The sequence below is a fragment of the Psychrobacillus syltrankelensis genome, assembly GCF_055454035.1.
On sequence record NZ_CM144227.1, the window covers coordinates 3230448 to 3244955 of the forward strand.

Sequence of the window (14508 nt, forward strand, 5' to 3'; positions counted from 1 at the left end):
GTTTGAGAATGGATATAACATTATTTTCAATATTATCGATAGGTTTTTTACTTGGTATTAAACATGCCATTGAGCCAGATCATGTGATTGCTGTATCAACCATTGCAAGTAAAAGTAAAAAGTTATGGCAATCTACATTAGCAGGGGTTTTTTGGGGCATTGGACATACTGCAACATTATTCATTGTAGGGCTAATTTTAATTGCAATGAAAAATGAAATTTCCGATAAAATGTCTATGTCTCTTGAATTTGTAGTTGGAATTATGCTAGTTTACTTAGGAGTCACGAACATTATTAATTTCCGCAAAAAAAAGCTACAGGACCATCTGCAAAATGAACAAAAAGGTAACAAAATGTCTTACTTAAAGTCAACTGCTATTGGTTTAGTTCATGGATTAGCAGGAAGTGCAGCAATGGTATTACTGACGATGACAATTGTAGATACCTTTTGGGAAGCTGCAGTGTATATTTTAGTTTTTGGTATTGGAACTATTTTAGGAATGTTGTTTTTTACAACTATACTTGGTATTCCATTTGTATTTAGTTCTAAAAAATATAATGTAAATAGAGTGTTAGCACTGTTTGCAGGTGGGGTTAGCTTGGTTTTCGGTATTTATTATATGTATAACTTAGGTGTAACAGAGGGATTATTCTCTCTTTGGATTTAAAAGTTCTATAATCCTCTAACGAGACTGATAAAGGGAGCTCATACTCTCTATTATTAGTCTTTTTTTGTCTTAAAGACTGCATACTTACATTCCTCCACGTATTTCTTTATAATAGAAGCAAATAGAATTGTACTTGAAAGGATAGCAACCGATGATGTATGAACGGATTATAAATTCGGAGCAGGAAACAGAAGCTCTTGCAAAGCAACTAGCTACACTTCTTGAGCCAAATGATGTGCTTACACTAGAAGGAGATTTAGGAGCTGGTAAAACAACCTTTACGAAAAGTGTGGCAAAAGGTTTGGGTATTACGCGAAACGTTAATAGCCCTACGTTTACTATATTAAAGCAATATGAAGGAAGATTACCTTTAAATCACTTAGACGTATATCGTTTGGCAGATAGTGATGAGGATTTAGGTTGGGACGAGCTGTTTTATGGTGATGCTGTAAGTATTATCGAGTGGGCCCATTTAATAAAAGAAGATTTACCGCCAGAGCGTTTGGCGATCCAAATACTACGCTTGGAAGGGGATAAACGGCAGTTTACGTTTGAGCCTTTTGGTAAACGATATGAACAATTATGCGAGGAGCTTTTTGAATGATTTGGTTAGGAATAGATACATCACATACTCCGCTTGCAGTAGCTGTCTTGAAAGATGATCAAGTACTTGCAGAGTATAAATCATCTCTTAAGATTACCCATTCCATTGGAACAATGCCTGCAATCGAAGAATTATTGAAAAAAGCAAACATTAAGCCTGGAGAAATTGATGCGATTGCGGTTGCAAAAGGACCTGGATCTTATACTGGTGTGCGAATCGGAGTAACAATAGGTAAGACGCTTGCATGGACATTGAATATCCCAATATTTTCAGTTTCCAGTTTACAAGTGTTAGCCGGAAATGCACCGTATTTCCCTGGTGTTGTTTGCGCGATTATGGATGCAAGGCGCGGCAATGTGTTTGCGGGCATTTATACGAACGGCGAAGTGGTGAAGGAAGCACATATGTCGCTAGTAGAACTACTCGAAACAGTGGGAGAAATGGGACAACCGGTTTTATTTGTCGGAATGGATGTTTCGATTCACTGGGAACAAATAAAAGAAGTGCTTGGAGACAAAGTGCAACGTACAAATGCAGCATTCGATTTGCCAAGTGCCGCGGTATTAATTGAACTCGCGAAAAAGCAAAAACCAACTGAAGTCCATGGGGTTGTCCCGGAGTATTTACGTGTGACAGAAGCAGAAGCGAACTGGATGAAAGAGCAGAAGAAAAATGGAAACTAATCATACTTTTACTTATAGAAAAATGACAATTGAGGATATCGATTCAGTCCTCCTAATTGAAGAAGAAGCCTTTGCCACTCCTTGGACGAGAGAAGCATTTGAGCATGAAATGACGACTAATTTGTATTCGTATTATATTGTGGCAGAAACAGAAACGAAGGAGATTATCGGCTACTGCGGCATGTGGCTAGTAATGGATGAAAGTCATATAACAAATGTAGCAGTTGCGGAACGTATGCGAGGACAGAAAATTGGGGAAGGTTTAATGCGTGAAGCAATTCGTGTAGTGCTAGAACAAAATGTGGTGCTTATGACATTGGAAGTAAGAGTAACGAATGACATTGCGAAGAATCTATATTATAAATTAGGATTCCAAGACGGTGGCATACGAAAAAATTATTATACAGATACGCAAGAGGATGCTCTTGTAATGTGGGTGGAATTTAAATGACAAAAGATCAATATATTTTAGGCATCGAAACGAGCTGTGACGAAACAGCAGCATCCATTGTAAAAAATGGTCACGAAATCATTTCAAATGTGGTGGCTTCTCAAATTGAAAGCCATAAGCGTTTTGGAGGAGTCGTTCCAGAAATTGCTTCTAGGCATCATGTAGAGCAAATTACAATTGTCATCGAAGAAGCCTTGAAGCAGGCTAATATGACACCAAACGATTTAGATGCAGTAGCGGTTACAGAAGGGCCGGGTCTAGTAGGAGCGCTTTTAATAGGAATAAATGCAGCAAAAGCATTTGCCTTCGCAAACGGCTTACCACTTGTTGGAGTGCATCATATTGCCGGTCATATTTATGCCAATGCTCTTGTGCAGCCAATGGAATTTCCTCTACTTGCCCTAGTAGTTTCCGGAGGTCATACCGAACTTGTATTAATGAAAGAAGACGGTCAGTTTGAATTAATCGGAGAAACGAGAGATGATGCAGCTGGGGAAGCATACGATAAAGTTGCTCGCGTACTGAATCTTCCATATCCAGGTGGTCCTCATATCGATCGATTGGCAAATGAAAGTGATGGGGCAGTACCTTTTCCAAGAGCTTGGCTCGAAGAAGGGTCCTATGATTTTAGTTTCAGTGGGTTGAAATCAGCTGTTATTAATTATCAACATAATGCGGAGCAACGCGGAGAAGATATAAATCCAAATCATCTAGCAGCAGGCTTCCAACAAAGTGTCGTGGAAGTGTTAACTGCAAAAACGCTAAGAGCAGCACGTGAGTTCAATGTAAAGCAAGTAATTGCAGCAGGTGGAGTTGCTGCAAATAAAGGACTTCGCCGTGCACTCGAAGAAACATTTGCAAAAGAAAACATTCCATTTTATGTTCCACCAATCTCATTGTGCACAGATAATGCAGCGATGATTGCGGCAGCAGGAAACTCTATGTTTTCTGCTAAAAAAACAGGAGATTTGTCGATGAATGGTCGACCAGGGATGGAACTTCATAATTGGTAAACGAAATCCTCTTTTCTTCGACAAGAAAAGAGGATTTTTTAACAGGAAATATTCTGCTTGTCAATAGAGAACATTCGTACTTATGCACATTCTGTGGATAACTTGTGTATAAGTATCGTATTTTCAATATATAGTATCTCTTTTAATTACGTAATTGTGGAAAAGAAACTTTTCATTCTGTGGACAATGTGGATAAACCTGTTGATATATTGATATTACTAGTTTTTTTATGTGAATAAATTTGTGGAAAAAGTTTGATCGAAAAAAGAGGGTTGACCAACATATATGGGCAAAAAACGACAAGTCGTTAACTATTTTGTTCGACTTATTTATGGCATGTATGCATTCCGATATAGAACGCTGCTAAATGGACTTCGAGGCCGATTGTGTTGAATGAGACCAGTTTACTCAAAGACGAGACCAATTCTGCCAAAAGTGCGACCAATCTGTCATTAGCCGAGACCAATTCGTACACTCCCGAGACCCTCCTAACTAAAAAAAGAGACACCCATCGTGGGCATCCCTTTAATTTGGAGCTATTTCCTCCAATTGCTCTTGTAGATCCAACCATTCATTGGACAACTCATCTTGTTTTGCTTTCAAACTGTCCAACTCCAATTGCAATTTTTGGACTGCTTCATGATCTTGAAAAATTTCTGGATCGCAAAGTTTCTCTTCGATAGAAGCAACTTCTAAATCGACAACTGGAATCTGACTTTCTAGCTCCTCTGATTGACGTCGAAGTTGGCGCTCTTTTTTCTTTGCTTCTTTATCAATAGTAGAAGTACTTGTCTTCACAACTATTGCTTTTTCCACATTAGTTGCATTTTCTAGCGCAATTTCTTCTAATTCTTCTTTCTTTTCTAAGTAGTAGTCGTAATCACCCAAGAAAAGGGCAGCGTTGTCATTAGATAATTCTATAACCTTTGTTGCAATTCTGTTTATAAAATAACGGTCATGAGATACGAAGAGGATTGTTCCTGGAAACTCTAGCAATGCATTTTCAAGAACTTCCTTACTATCTAAGTCTAAGTGGTTGGTAGGCTCGTCAAGTACTAATGTGTTTGCTTTTAATAGCATTAACTTTGCAAGGGCAAGTCGCGCTTTTTCTCCACCAGATAACGTAGAAACTGTTTTTTGGACATCGTCCCCGCTAAATAGGAAGCGTCCTAATACTGTTCGGACATCTCTTTCGTTCATCATTGGCCATTCATCCCAAAGTTCTTGAAGAACTGTTTTATTGCCAGTGAGTGCCGCTTGTTCTTGATCGTAATATCCAAACTGGACGTTTGTACCGTATTGAATTTTACCATCTGCATTATCAAGCTTCTTCATAATGGTTTTAAGTAAGGTAGATTTACCGACTCCGTTTGGACCAACAAGTGCAATACGATCTTGTTTATATACAGAAAAAGATATATTAGAGGAAACAGTTTTGCTTGGATATCCGACAGAAACTTCTTCCAAACGAAGGACATCGTTTCCGCTTGGGCGATCAATCGTAAATCCGAAATTAGCTGATTTTTCATCTCCATCTGGTGAATCCATCCACTCCGTTTTTTCGATTACTTTTCTCCTTGACTGAGCCATTTTCGTTGTAGAAGCTCGAGCTAAGTTCTTGTTGACGAAGTCTTCTAGTTTCGCTTTTTCCTCTTGCTGTCTTTCATACAATTTTTTTTCTCGCTCGTAATTCTTAGCTTTTTGATCTAAGTAGCTGCTGTAATTTCCAACGTATCTTGTAACGTTATGGCGAGAAACTTCATATACGAAGTTCACTACTTGATCTAAAAAGTATCGGTCATGGGAAACAATAAGAATTGCTCCACTGTAATTTTTTAAGTAGTTTTCAAGGAAGTTTAGTGTCGCTATATCTAAATGGTTTGTAGGCTCATCCAAAATAAGCAAGTCTGGTTTACTAAGCAGCATTTTTGCAAGTGCAAGCCTCGTCTTTTGACCTCCAGATAGTGCTTGTACAGGTTTATCGTAATCTTCTGGGAAGAATTGCATGCCGTGTAGAATAGAGCGGATGTCTGATTCAAATCGATAACCACCCGCTTCATTAAAAGCGAGTTGGAGTTCGTCGTATGTTGCTGCTACTCGAGCATAAGCTTCTGTATCCTCGTATACGGAAGGATCAGCCATTTGCGATTCTAAGGAACGAAGCTCTTTTTCAGAATCAATAAGATGACTAAATATAGACTTCATTTCCTCCCAAATGGAGAGCTTTGATTCGAGTCCTGCATGCTGTTCAAGATATCCTAATCGAATGTTTTTGGGCATAATAATATCGCCGGAATCATGGGACATTTCTCCAGCAATTATTTTAAGTAAAGTAGATTTTCCAGCGCCGTTTCTGCCGACGAGAGCGACCCGATCTCTGTCTTGAACTTCTAATTTTACGTTTGTTAATATATCTTCACCGTTGAAGGATTTAGTTACTTGATTTACTTGTAAAACAATCACGATGATTCGCACCTCAATTCTATCTTAAGTGTAATAGATAGGTCTTGTCGTTGCAACGCTATAGCTTTATAATGAGGTGAATGTTTAGTTCGTTAAAATCGATTCGAATGCAGATTGAGAAAGTAACTGTTCTACCGTGTAACTGTTCAGACTCCAGTACCTGTGCTCCTGCCCATGCTATTGGCAGAGGGGCGTTTGCCTGTTGAGGTCAAAATCGATTCTTTGATAGATGAACATCTGACATGAGCTTTTTGCGCATTTCTAAACAATGAAATAGGAGTGTTTTTATGAAACCTGAAATACCAAAAATACCTCAAGCAACCACAAAGAGGCTTCCTTTATATTATAGATTTTTACAGAGTTTTCATAATGCTGGGCATAAAAGAGTCTCATCTCAAGAATTAAGTGATGCGATGAAAATAGATTCCGCTACGATCCGAAGAGATTTTTCACATTTTGGTGCTCTAGGCAAAAAAGGTTACGGATATGATGTTGCTAACTTATTGGAGTTTTTTCGTAAAACACTCGATCAAGATGAAGCGGCAAATGTTGCACTAATTGGAGTAGGTAGTTTAGGGACGGCTTTTCTTAAATATAATTTTCAAAAGAACCATAATACAAAAATTGTCGTTGCCTTCGATACAAAAGCTCCCGTTGAAGGGATGATGAAAAGTGATATTCCAGTTTATAATCCTAGTGAAATGGAAGAAAAGCTTCTAGAATATGGCATTGAATTAGTTATATGCACTGTTCCGAGTCGCTCAGCACAAGAGGTAGCTGATAGATTAGCAAAAACAGAAATAACAGGTATTCTAAACTTTACTCCTGTTAGACTAAGTGTTCCAGACAAGATTCGAGTACATACGATTGATCTATCTGTCGAAGTGCAAACACTTATTTATCTCATACGTAACAAACATTCAGAATGACTTGAAAAATGTCACATATATTTCACGGGTTAAGAAATAGCCATAAGACTGATTTTGATGTAATATAAGCTTATATTATAAGAGGAGGTGCCTTACATGGGTGCAGGTCCAGTAAGTATAATTTTCATTGGTATCGTAGCATTACTATTGTTTGGTCCAAAAAAGTTACCAGAGCTTGGTAAAGCAATGGGTACAACTTTAAGAGAGTTTAAAAATGCAACTAAAGGTCTTGCTGATGACGAGGAAGACGAAGTAAAAAAGGTAGAAACAAAAAACATAGAAGACAAGTAAGTTAGGATGTATGTCCAATGAATCAAAGAGACTTAACTATTATTGAGCATATTGAAGAGTTTCGACAACGTCTTTGGGTGTCTGTTTTAGTTTTTGTTCTTGCAGTAGCTGGAAGTTTTTTTCTAGCAAAGCCGCTTATTCATTTTTTACAAAATAGTGTGCAGACAAAAGACTTAACATTAAATGCATTTCAAGTTACCGATCCAATAATGATTTATTTAAAAGTCATTATTATAGTTGCTTTAATAATTACATCTCCAGTGCTTTCGTATCAATTATGGTCATTTGTGAGTCCGGGACTGCATGAAAAGGAAAGAAAGGCTACTCTTAGCTATATTCCGTATTCATTTATCCTATTTTTGGCTGGTATGTCATTTTCTTATTTTGTATTATTTCCATACATTATGAACTTTATGACATCGCTATCAAGTGATCTTGGTATTGTACAAGTTATTGGTATTAACGAATATTTTAACTTTCTATTTCAAATAACTATTCCTTTTGGGATAGTATTTCAGTTGCCTGTTGTCTTATTGTTTCTAACGAGACTTGGAATAATAACGCCGATGATGATGGTAAAGGTTAGAAAATATGCATATTTTGTTTTATTTGTAATCGCTGCATTCATCACTCCACCAGATATAGTGTCTCACTTATGCGTTTCGATACCGTTTTTCCTTCTATATGAAATTAGTGTTGGTATTTCGAGAATTGGATACCGTAAGTATTTATTAGCGGAGCAAAAGAAAGAAATGGAATAACTATAAAAAGCCTTTGACCTAATTGGTCGAAGGCTTTTTTTATGTCTTATCAATTAGCCACTGAGCTTTGACATCTATCACCGAAATTAAGGGGGAAGTGACCGAGTCGCTTCCCCCTTAATTTACTTCTATGGTAATAGTATAGCCAATGTTTCGTCCAAAGCACTAGGGAATTAAGAACCAAGCACTCTTAAAGTCGGCTTTCGTTTTTCTAAATTAGCCAATAAGCTGTCGCAATTTTTTATGGCATTTGGGAGTATGTTTCAAGAAATTTTTGTATCGATTCGCCGTAAAACTGAAAGAGGACAACAAACCCGTTTAATAGCATATGTGAAATCATTGATGCCATAATGCGTTTTGTCTTGTGATAAATAAAAGCGAATATAAACCCGGATACCGCATATAGTAGGATGTGCGTAAAGTCGAAGTGGATAATTCCAAAAACAATTGCACTAACTGCTGCGGCAACAAAGAAATTCGTTTTAGGCAATAAAGAACCAAAAATAAGGCGGCGAAAAATTAACTCTTCTAAAATTGGCGCAAATAAGACAATCGAAAATATTGCTAAAGGAACTGCATGTGCAATTTCGATGAATTGGGCAGTATTTTCAGAGCCAGGTTCAACACCTAGTTTTATTTCGATATTAGCTGCAAGCCCTTGACCTAATAGAACGAGGAAAAATCCAGCAACTCCCCATCCAACTGTTCTTCCGAGTGTTGTCTGTTGCCCCTTCAACGGAGACAAGAAAATGTTATTTTTTCTTATTAAAAGGAGGGTAATAAGTGTAGCTAACCCCATGCTTATGAATACCCACCAACCTGAAGCAAGTAACTCAGCATTTTTGACGTCCCTAGATTCGAGCATTTTATATATTAGTGGTGCAAAAAGTGCTCCGGAAAGTTGCATCAAGCAATACACAATTAAAATATACAAGCCTGTTTTTTGTTGTTTCATATTATTTGATTCCTCTCTAAATAGCGGTTCCTCTATCATTGTATAGGAAATAAACAATAAATAGAAAAAATTAGCCTTCTCGCTTGCAAAATGTTCTGTGATTAATTATTATTATAAGTGTGTTAGCACTCAAAGAGTGAGAGTGCTAATAATATCAAATTCAACTATTTTAGGGAGGTAGTTTCACTTGTTAAGACCATTAGGTGATCGTATCGTAATCGAATTAATCGAAGCTGAGGAAAAAACAGCATCTGGCATCGTACTTCCAGACTCTGCTAAAGAGAAACCACAAGAAGGTAAAGTTGTTGCTATAGGTACTGGACGAGTACTTGAAAACGGCGCTCGCGTTGAATTAGACGTGAAAGAAGGAGACCGTATCATCTTCTCTAAATATGCGGGTACAGAAGTAAAATACGAAAGTAACGAATATTTAATATTACGCGAAAGCGATGTTCTAGCTGTAATCGGCTAATAAAACTAAAATAAAACGAGATAATAACTAGGAGGTAACTGTTAACATGGCAAAAGAAATTAAGTTTAGTGAAGATGCTCGTAGTGCAATGCTACGTGGGGTAGATAAACTTGCAGATGCTGTTAAAGTAACACTTGGACCAAAAGGACGTAACGTAGTTCTTGAGAAAAAATTTGGTTCACCACTTATTACAAACGACGGTGTAACTATTGCAAAAGATATCGAATTAGAAGATGCATTTGAAAACATGGGAGCAAAATTGGTTGCAGAAGTTGCTTCTAAAACAAATGATATCGCTGGTGACGGTACTACTACTGCTACTGTTTTAGCTCAATCTATGATTCGTGAAGGATTGAAAAACGTAACAGCTGGTGCAAACCCTGTTGGAATTCGAAAAGGAATCGACCTTGCAGTTGCAGCAGCAATTACTGAGCTTAAGGCAATCTCTAAAGAAATCGAAGGCAAAGAGTCTATCGCTCAAGTTGCAGCTATTTCTTCAGGTGATAGTGAAGTTGGCGAATTAATCGCTGAAGCAATGGAACGCGTTGGTAATGACGGTGTTATTACAATTGAAGAGTCTAAAGGCTTTACAACTGAGCTTGATGTAGTAGAAGGTATGCAATTCGACCGCGGATACGCATCTGCTTATATGGCAACAAATACAGATAAAATGGAAGCTGTACTTGATAATCCATATATCTTAATTACAGATAAAAAAATCTCTAGCATTCAAGAAATCCTTCCAGTTCTTGAGCAAGTTGTACAACAAGGTAAACCACTTTTACTAATCTCTGAGGACGTAGAAGGGGAAGCATTAGCTACTCTAGTTGTAAACAAATTACGCGGAACTTTCAATGCTGTAGCTGTTAAAGCTCCAGGATTCGGAGATCGACGTAAAGCAATGCTAGAAGATATCGCAATCCTAACTGGTGCTGAAGTAATTACAGAAGATTTAGGATTAGAATTAAAATCTACAGATATTTCACAACTAGGACGTGCTTCTAAAGTTGTTGTAACAAAAGACAACACAACAATCGTTGAAGGTAACGGAGAATCAGAACGCATCGCTAGTCGCGTAGCTCAAATCCGTTCTCAATTAGAAGAAACAACTTCTGAATTCGACAAAGAAAAACTACAAGAACGCCTAGCTAAACTTGCTGGTGGAGTAGCTGTAGTGAAAGTCGGAGCAGCAACAGAAACAGAACTAAAAGAACGCAAACTTCGCATTGAAGATGCGCTTAACGCAACTCGTGCAGCTGTTGAAGAAGGTATCGTATCTGGTGGTGGTACTGCACTAGTAAACGTATACAACAAAGTAGCAGAAGTTGCAGAAACACAAGAAGGCGACGTAGCAACTGGTCTTAAAATTGTACTTCGTGCACTTGAAGAACCAGTACGTCAAATCGCTAACAACGCAGGTTTAGAAGGTTCTATCGTTGTTGACCGCCTAAAACGCGAAGAAATCGGTACTGGTTTCAATGCTGCAACAGGTGAATGGGTAAACATGATGGACGCTGGTATCGTAGATCCAACAAAAGTAACTCGTTCAGCACTTCAAAATGCTGCATCTGTAGCTGCACTATTCTTAACTACAGAAGCAGTAGTAGCAGACATCCCAGAAAAAGGCGGAGCTCCAATGATGCCTGATATGGGCGGTATGGGTGGCATGATGTGATGACCCCTCAAACCCTTGATATATATGGGTTTTTGAGTGAATTACAAACAAAATGCTAACATAGTGGATTATAATAGAGGCTTCTCATTAGTTATGCAAACTTTTGGGAAGCTTCTTTTTTCATTTCTTTTGTTACGTGTAGATAGACATTCTTGGTGATCTTATCATCTGAATGGCCAAGTCTAGCCATGATTTGTTCCAGTGCTACACTAGCCTCTGCTATAAGTGATGTACATGTATGTCGTAAAGAGTGTGGAGTTAATTCAGGATTTAAATTTGCCCGTTTCAGCAGTCTTGCCATTCTAAGTTGTACCATTTTGATAACGATTGGATATCCAGGCTTTCGTTCAGTTTTTGCAAGGTCTGATTCCTTTATATATGATCCTTGATTTAACCCATGATTGAGCACGGCAGCAGCTGCTTCCGCTTCTTCCTTAGTTTTAAAACCACTTTCTTTTAGAATATGGTACAGGTCTCCATTATCTCCATTTTGAAAGTTCATAATTCATAAGGCTTTAAGGTTTAGTTCAGCAAATAAGGGTGAAAGAATTAACACCCCAAAAAAGAACATGTTTCAAACACGTTCCTTCCTGTTATTCGTATTCAGACAATTCTTCGTAATGTTCTTCTGCTGGATTCGAACCCCAAATACATTTTGGATAGTCTAAAACTTCATCAATACCGACTGCCCCACATTTACATATATTAATTTTTAGTTATTTAGTGAACGAATGTATTTAGGATGGCAGTAAACTAATTGATTCTTTACTAAAAATGGTGTACTCTAATTATAGAATGACCGTTCTAAAATATTGTTAAAGGAAATTGTCCATTAAGGAGAAGGAAGTAAAATGTCTAGAAATAGGGAATTTGATGAGAAAGTCGTTCTTAGAAAAGCGATGGAACTCTTCTGGAAGCAAGGATATGAAAAAACATCAATGCAAGATTTGGTTGATTATATGGGGATTCATCGTAGAAGTATATATGATACATTTGGGGATAAACGCTCACTGTTCTTAGCTTCTTTAACTTACTATGAAACGTTTGTTATCGAAACATTTACTGGAATTATTAGTAACTCTACAACAGTAAAGAAAGCTATTCGGGATATTTTTAATTATGTTATACAATCAGCTGAATTAGACGTCTATCCAACAGGCTGCCTATCAGTAAATGCTGCTGTAGAGCTATCCTTACTAGATCAAGATATTAAATATATAGTGACAAAAATGTTTAAAGATACTGAGGTTATGTTCGAGCAAATGCTTAAAGAAGGTCAAAAAAAAGGCGAGTTGAATGAAGAGCTAAATCCTCAAATTACTGCCCAATTTCTGCATAATAACCTTGTTGGTTTAAGGGTCATGGTTAAAACAAACTATTCAAAAGAGGAATTAGAAAGTATCCTTGATTTAATGTTGAAAGTGTTAGATTAGCGCTTTCTTTTTTCTTTATTAATTCTAGAACGGTCGTTCTTAATTGTTAATGTAATAAAACAAAATTAAAAATAAGGAGAATTCATATGTCAAACTTCACAATACCGACAGAATCAACATTTATAGAGGCGAATGGAACACGTTTTGCTTACAGAAAATTTGGGGCTGAAACAGGTACACCTGTTGTTTTCTTAGTGCATTTTAGAGGGACAATGGAAAATTGGGACCCGAATATGGTTGCTCCAATCGCGAAAGAACGACCAGTCATTCTTTTTGATAATAAAGGTGTGGGGGAAACAAATGGGCAAACACCAGAAACTATTAGTGAAATGGCTCAGGATACCGCAACGTTCATTAAAGCACTGGATTTAAATAAAGTTGATCTTTTAGGATTTTCAATCGGTGGAATGGTTGCACAAGAATTAGCATTACAAGAAGGAGACCTTATTCGTCGAATAATAATCGCTGGTTCTTCTCCAGAAGCAGGGGTAAACCCAGAACCAGTGATTTTTGAAAGAATGAAACGACATGGAGGAAATGTAGACAATGCCATAGACAATTTCATGTTCTTCTTTTACAAATCAACTGAAACAAGTAAATCTGCTGGGATGGATTCTCTGCAACGAATTATGAGTCAGAAACAATTTGAAAGTTCAGATCAAGTTCAAGCTGCTCAACTAAACGCTCTTGCAAAATGGGCACAACCGAAGCCTGATCAAGATTATGACTGGTTGAAAAATATCCCTCACCCAGCACTTGTGACGAATGGCATCGAAGATGTAATGGTACCAACAAAAAATAGTTTTATCTTATCTGAGAAGTTACCAAATGCCCAATTGATCATTTATCCCGATTCTGGTCACGGACACTTATTCCAATTCCCAGAGTTATTTGCTGAGAATGTAAATTCATTTTTAGATGCCACATCACTATAAGATTTATAATATGCAAACAAAAAAAGGAGCTTGATAATGAGTAAATTATTTGATGAAGTACGTATTGGGAATTTCAACATTAAGAATAGAATAGGTATGGCACCTATGACCAGAAGTCGTGCCTTAGAAGACGGGACACCGAGTGACTTAGCGGTTGAACATTATGGTCAAAGAGCATCAGTTGGTTTAATTATCAGTGAAGGAACTCAACCTTCTAGCGACGGTCAAGGCTATACAAACACACCGGGTATATATACTAAAGCTCACATTGATGGTTGGAAGAAAATCACTTCAAAAGTTCATAGTGAAGGCGGTAAACTGTTTATTCAACTGATGCACGTCGGACGAGTCTCTCATCCTGACAACACACCACATCACCGTCAAGCTGTTGCACCATCTGCTATTGCACCGAATGTGGAAATCTTCACGGCAGAAGGAATGAAGGAAATTCCTACACCGAGAGAGTTAACAGAAGGAGAAATTAAAGAAGTCATTAATGAATTTCGTTTAGCAGCACGCTCAGCCATTGAAGCTGGAGCAGATGGTGTTGAAATTCATGGTGCTAACGGTTACCTTATTCAACAGTTCTTAAGCGAAAATGCAAATCACCGTCAAGATGCATATGGTGGTTCTATTGAAAACCGTTCGAGATTTGCGATTGAGGTAGCTAAAGCAGTAGTTGAAGAAATAGGTGCAGAACGGACAGGTATTCGTTTTTCCCCACAAGGAACATTGAACGGGATAGAAGAAGGGGAAACAAATATTGATATGTATCGTTATTTAATTGCGGAGTTAGATAAGCATAATCTTGCCTATCTTCATGTCATGCACTTTGGAAATGAACCATTAGTACAGGAAATTCGCGAATTATGGTCGCAAGCTCTTCTTATTAACCGACCAGGACGACCTTTAGAGAATTTAGGAGTAGACGTAGATAGTGAATTGGCTGATGTTGTTACCGTAGGAACTTGGTTAATCTCAAACCCTGATTTGGTGGAACGTTTAAAAGTTGGCGCACCATTGAACGAACCTGACCGAAATACAATGTATGCTGGCGGTGCGGAAGGATATATCGATTATCCTTCCATGAAACAATAACTTGCATATAATCAGCAGGAATAATTAATGAAACTTTCCCATATCTATTAATTCTTGGGGAACTTCATAATGTTTGC

Annotated in this window: 17 protein-coding genes; 13 read left to right on the plus strand and 4 right to left on the minus strand. The window is 37.6% G+C overall.

The features are described from left to right. The first annotated feature begins 8 nt into the window (after positions 1–8). The 5 genes from ACTSKG_RS15865 (at position 9) to tsaD (ending at position 3419) form a co-directional block, all read left to right on the plus strand. Complete coding sequence (locus tag ACTSKG_RS15865; RefSeq protein WP_464755516.1) at positions 9–668, plus strand: urease accessory protein UreH domain-containing protein; 660 nt, start codon at positions 9–11, stop codon at positions 666–668. A 151-nt stretch (positions 669–819) separates the two neighbouring features. Next, a complete protein-coding gene (gene tsaE, locus ACTSKG_RS15870; protein ID WP_464755517.1) occupies positions 820–1272 on the plus strand; it encodes a tRNA (adenosine(37)-N6)-threonylcarbamoyltransferase complex ATPase subunit type 1 TsaE in 453 nt (150 codons plus the stop codon). Then, positions 1269–1955 (plus strand): tRNA (adenosine(37)-N6)-threonylcarbamoyltransferase complex dimerization subunit type 1 TsaB, encoded by a 687-nt coding sequence (gene tsaB / locus ACTSKG_RS15875; RefSeq protein WP_464755518.1) that lies wholly within the window; start codon positions 1269–1271, stop codon positions 1953–1955. The genes tsaE and tsaB overlap by 4 nt, the downstream gene beginning before the upstream one ends. Beyond that, complete coding sequence (gene rimI / locus ACTSKG_RS15880) at positions 1945–2406, plus strand: ribosomal protein S18-alanine N-acetyltransferase (RefSeq protein WP_464755519.1); 462 nt, start codon at positions 1945–1947, stop codon at positions 2404–2406. Before tsaB ends, rimI begins: the two co-directional genes overlap by 11 nt. Continuing rightward, a complete protein-coding gene (tsaD, locus tag ACTSKG_RS15885; protein ID WP_464755520.1) occupies positions 2403–3419 on the plus strand; it encodes a tRNA (adenosine(37)-N6)-threonylcarbamoyltransferase complex transferase subunit TsaD in 1017 nt (338 codons plus the stop codon). The genes rimI and tsaD overlap by 4 nt, the downstream gene beginning before the upstream one ends. Positions 3420–3944: 525 nt before the next feature. On the opposite strand, the gene ACTSKG_RS15890 is transcribed toward tsaD, so the two are convergent. Beyond that, on the minus strand, positions 3945–5882 hold the full coding sequence (locus ACTSKG_RS15890) for an ABC-F family ATP-binding cassette domain-containing protein (protein ID WP_464755521.1): 1938 nt from the start codon (positions 5880–5882) through the stop codon (positions 3945–3947). Positions 5883–6169: 287 nt separating this feature from the next. Between ACTSKG_RS15890 and ACTSKG_RS15895 the strand changes: the two genes are divergently transcribed. The 3 genes from ACTSKG_RS15895 (at position 6170) to tatC (ending at position 7863) form a co-directional block, all read left to right on the plus strand. Further along, entirely contained in the window at positions 6170–6811 is a 642-nt protein-coding gene (locus ACTSKG_RS15895; protein WP_464755522.1) for a redox-sensing transcriptional repressor Rex, read from the plus strand. A gap of 96 nt (positions 6812–6907) precedes the next feature. After that, positions 6908–7102: a twin-arginine translocase TatA/TatE family subunit gene (locus ACTSKG_RS15900; RefSeq protein ID WP_464755523.1), complete on the plus strand. Its 195-nt coding sequence runs from the start codon at positions 6908–6910 to the stop codon at positions 7100–7102. 17 nt (positions 7103–7119) lie between these two features. Further along, positions 7120–7863 (plus strand): twin-arginine translocase subunit TatC, encoded by a 744-nt coding sequence (tatC, locus tag ACTSKG_RS15905; protein ID WP_464755524.1) that lies wholly within the window; start codon positions 7120–7122, stop codon positions 7861–7863. Positions 7864–8104: 241 nt separating this feature from the next. Here the strand turns inward: tatC and ACTSKG_RS15910 are convergent, their stop codons facing one another. Next, positions 8105–8818 (minus strand): lysostaphin resistance A-like protein, encoded by a 714-nt coding sequence (locus ACTSKG_RS15910; protein WP_464755525.1) that lies wholly within the window; start codon positions 8816–8818, stop codon positions 8105–8107. Between the two features lie 187 nt (positions 8819–9005). Here ACTSKG_RS15910 and groES point away from each other — a divergent pair, with 187 nt between their 5' ends. Together groES and groL are read left to right on the plus strand one after the other, a co-directional pair. Further along, the gene (gene groES / locus ACTSKG_RS15915; RefSeq protein WP_387584778.1) at positions 9006–9290 is read left to right on the plus strand and encodes a co-chaperone GroES; all 285 of its coding nucleotides are present in this window, start codon (positions 9006–9008) and stop codon (positions 9288–9290) included. A gap of 46 nt (positions 9291–9336) precedes the next feature. After that, complete coding sequence (groL, locus tag ACTSKG_RS15920; protein WP_464755526.1) at positions 9337–10965, plus strand: chaperonin GroEL; 1629 nt, start codon at positions 9337–9339, stop codon at positions 10963–10965. A gap of 91 nt (positions 10966–11056) precedes the next feature. On the opposite strand, the gene ACTSKG_RS15925 is transcribed toward groL, so the two are convergent. Together ACTSKG_RS15925 and ACTSKG_RS15930 are read right to left on the minus strand one after the other, a co-directional pair. Then, positions 11057–11467 carry a tyrosine-type recombinase/integrase gene (locus ACTSKG_RS15925; protein WP_464755527.1) on the minus strand — a complete coding sequence of 137 codons (411 nt, stop codon included), beginning with the start codon at positions 11465–11467 and terminating at the stop codon, positions 11057–11059. A gap of 91 nt (positions 11468–11558) precedes the next feature. Beyond that, positions 11559–11675, minus strand: coding sequence for a DUF7695 domain-containing protein (locus ACTSKG_RS15930; RefSeq protein WP_464758052.1), 117 nt, complete (start codon positions 11673–11675; stop codon positions 11559–11561). 141 nt (positions 11676–11816) lie between these two features. On the opposite strand from ACTSKG_RS15930, the gene ACTSKG_RS15935 reads away from it, so the two are divergent. The 3 genes from ACTSKG_RS15935 to ACTSKG_RS15945 all read left to right on the plus strand — a co-directional run bounded on the left by ACTSKG_RS15935 (position 11817) and on the right by ACTSKG_RS15945 (position 14431). Further along, positions 11817–12398 (plus strand): TetR/AcrR family transcriptional regulator, encoded by a 582-nt coding sequence (locus ACTSKG_RS15935; RefSeq protein WP_464755528.1) that lies wholly within the window; start codon positions 11817–11819, stop codon positions 12396–12398. Positions 12399–12484: 86 nt separating this feature from the next. Continuing rightward, on the plus strand, positions 12485–13333 hold the full coding sequence (locus ACTSKG_RS15940; protein ID WP_464755529.1) for an alpha/beta fold hydrolase: 849 nt from the start codon (positions 12485–12487) through the stop codon (positions 13331–13333). Between the two features lie 36 nt (positions 13334–13369). Further along, complete coding sequence (locus ACTSKG_RS15945) at positions 13370–14431, plus strand: alkene reductase (RefSeq protein WP_464755530.1); 1062 nt, start codon at positions 13370–13372, stop codon at positions 14429–14431. Positions 14432–14508: the final 77 nt, after the last annotated feature.

Coding starts and splice junctions, on each gene's coding strand:
- tatC (WP_464755524.1), top strand. CDS start 7,120: ATGAATCAAAGAGACTTAACTATTATTGAGCATATTGAAGAGTTTCGA.
- ACTSKG_RS15935 (WP_464755528.1), top strand. CDS start 11,817: ATGTCTAGAAATAGGGAATTTGATGAGAAAGTCGTTCTTAGAAAAGCG.
- ACTSKG_RS15945 (WP_464755530.1), top strand. CDS start 13,370: ATGAGTAAATTATTTGATGAAGTACGTATTGGGAATTTCAACATTAAG.
- rimI (WP_464755519.1), top strand. CDS start 1,945: ATGGAAACTAATCATACTTTTACTTATAGAAAAATGACAATTGAGGAT.
- ACTSKG_RS15910 (WP_464755525.1), bottom strand. CDS start 8,818: ATGAAACAACAAAAAACAGGCTTGTATATTTTAATTGTGTATTGCTTG.
- tsaB (WP_464755518.1), top strand. CDS start 1,269: ATGATTTGGTTAGGAATAGATACATCACATACTCCGCTTGCAGTAGCT.
- tsaD (WP_464755520.1), top strand. CDS start 2,403: ATGACAAAAGATCAATATATTTTAGGCATCGAAACGAGCTGTGACGAA.
- ACTSKG_RS15900 (WP_464755523.1), top strand. CDS start 6,908: ATGGGTGCAGGTCCAGTAAGTATAATTTTCATTGGTATCGTAGCATTA.
- ACTSKG_RS15940 (WP_464755529.1), top strand. CDS start 12,485: ATGTCAAACTTCACAATACCGACAGAATCAACATTTATAGAGGCGAAT.
- ACTSKG_RS15865 (WP_464755516.1), top strand. CDS start 9: ATGGATATAACATTATTTTCAATATTATCGATAGGTTTTTTACTTGGT.
- tsaE (WP_464755517.1), top strand. CDS start 820: ATGATGTATGAACGGATTATAAATTCGGAGCAGGAAACAGAAGCTCTT.
- groL (WP_464755526.1), top strand. CDS start 9,337: ATGGCAAAAGAAATTAAGTTTAGTGAAGATGCTCGTAGTGCAATGCTA.
- ACTSKG_RS15925 (WP_464755527.1), bottom strand. CDS start 11,467: ATGAACTTTCAAAATGGAGATAATGGAGACCTGTACCATATTCTAAAA.
- ACTSKG_RS15895 (WP_464755522.1), top strand. CDS start 6,170: ATGAAACCTGAAATACCAAAAATACCTCAAGCAACCACAAAGAGGCTT.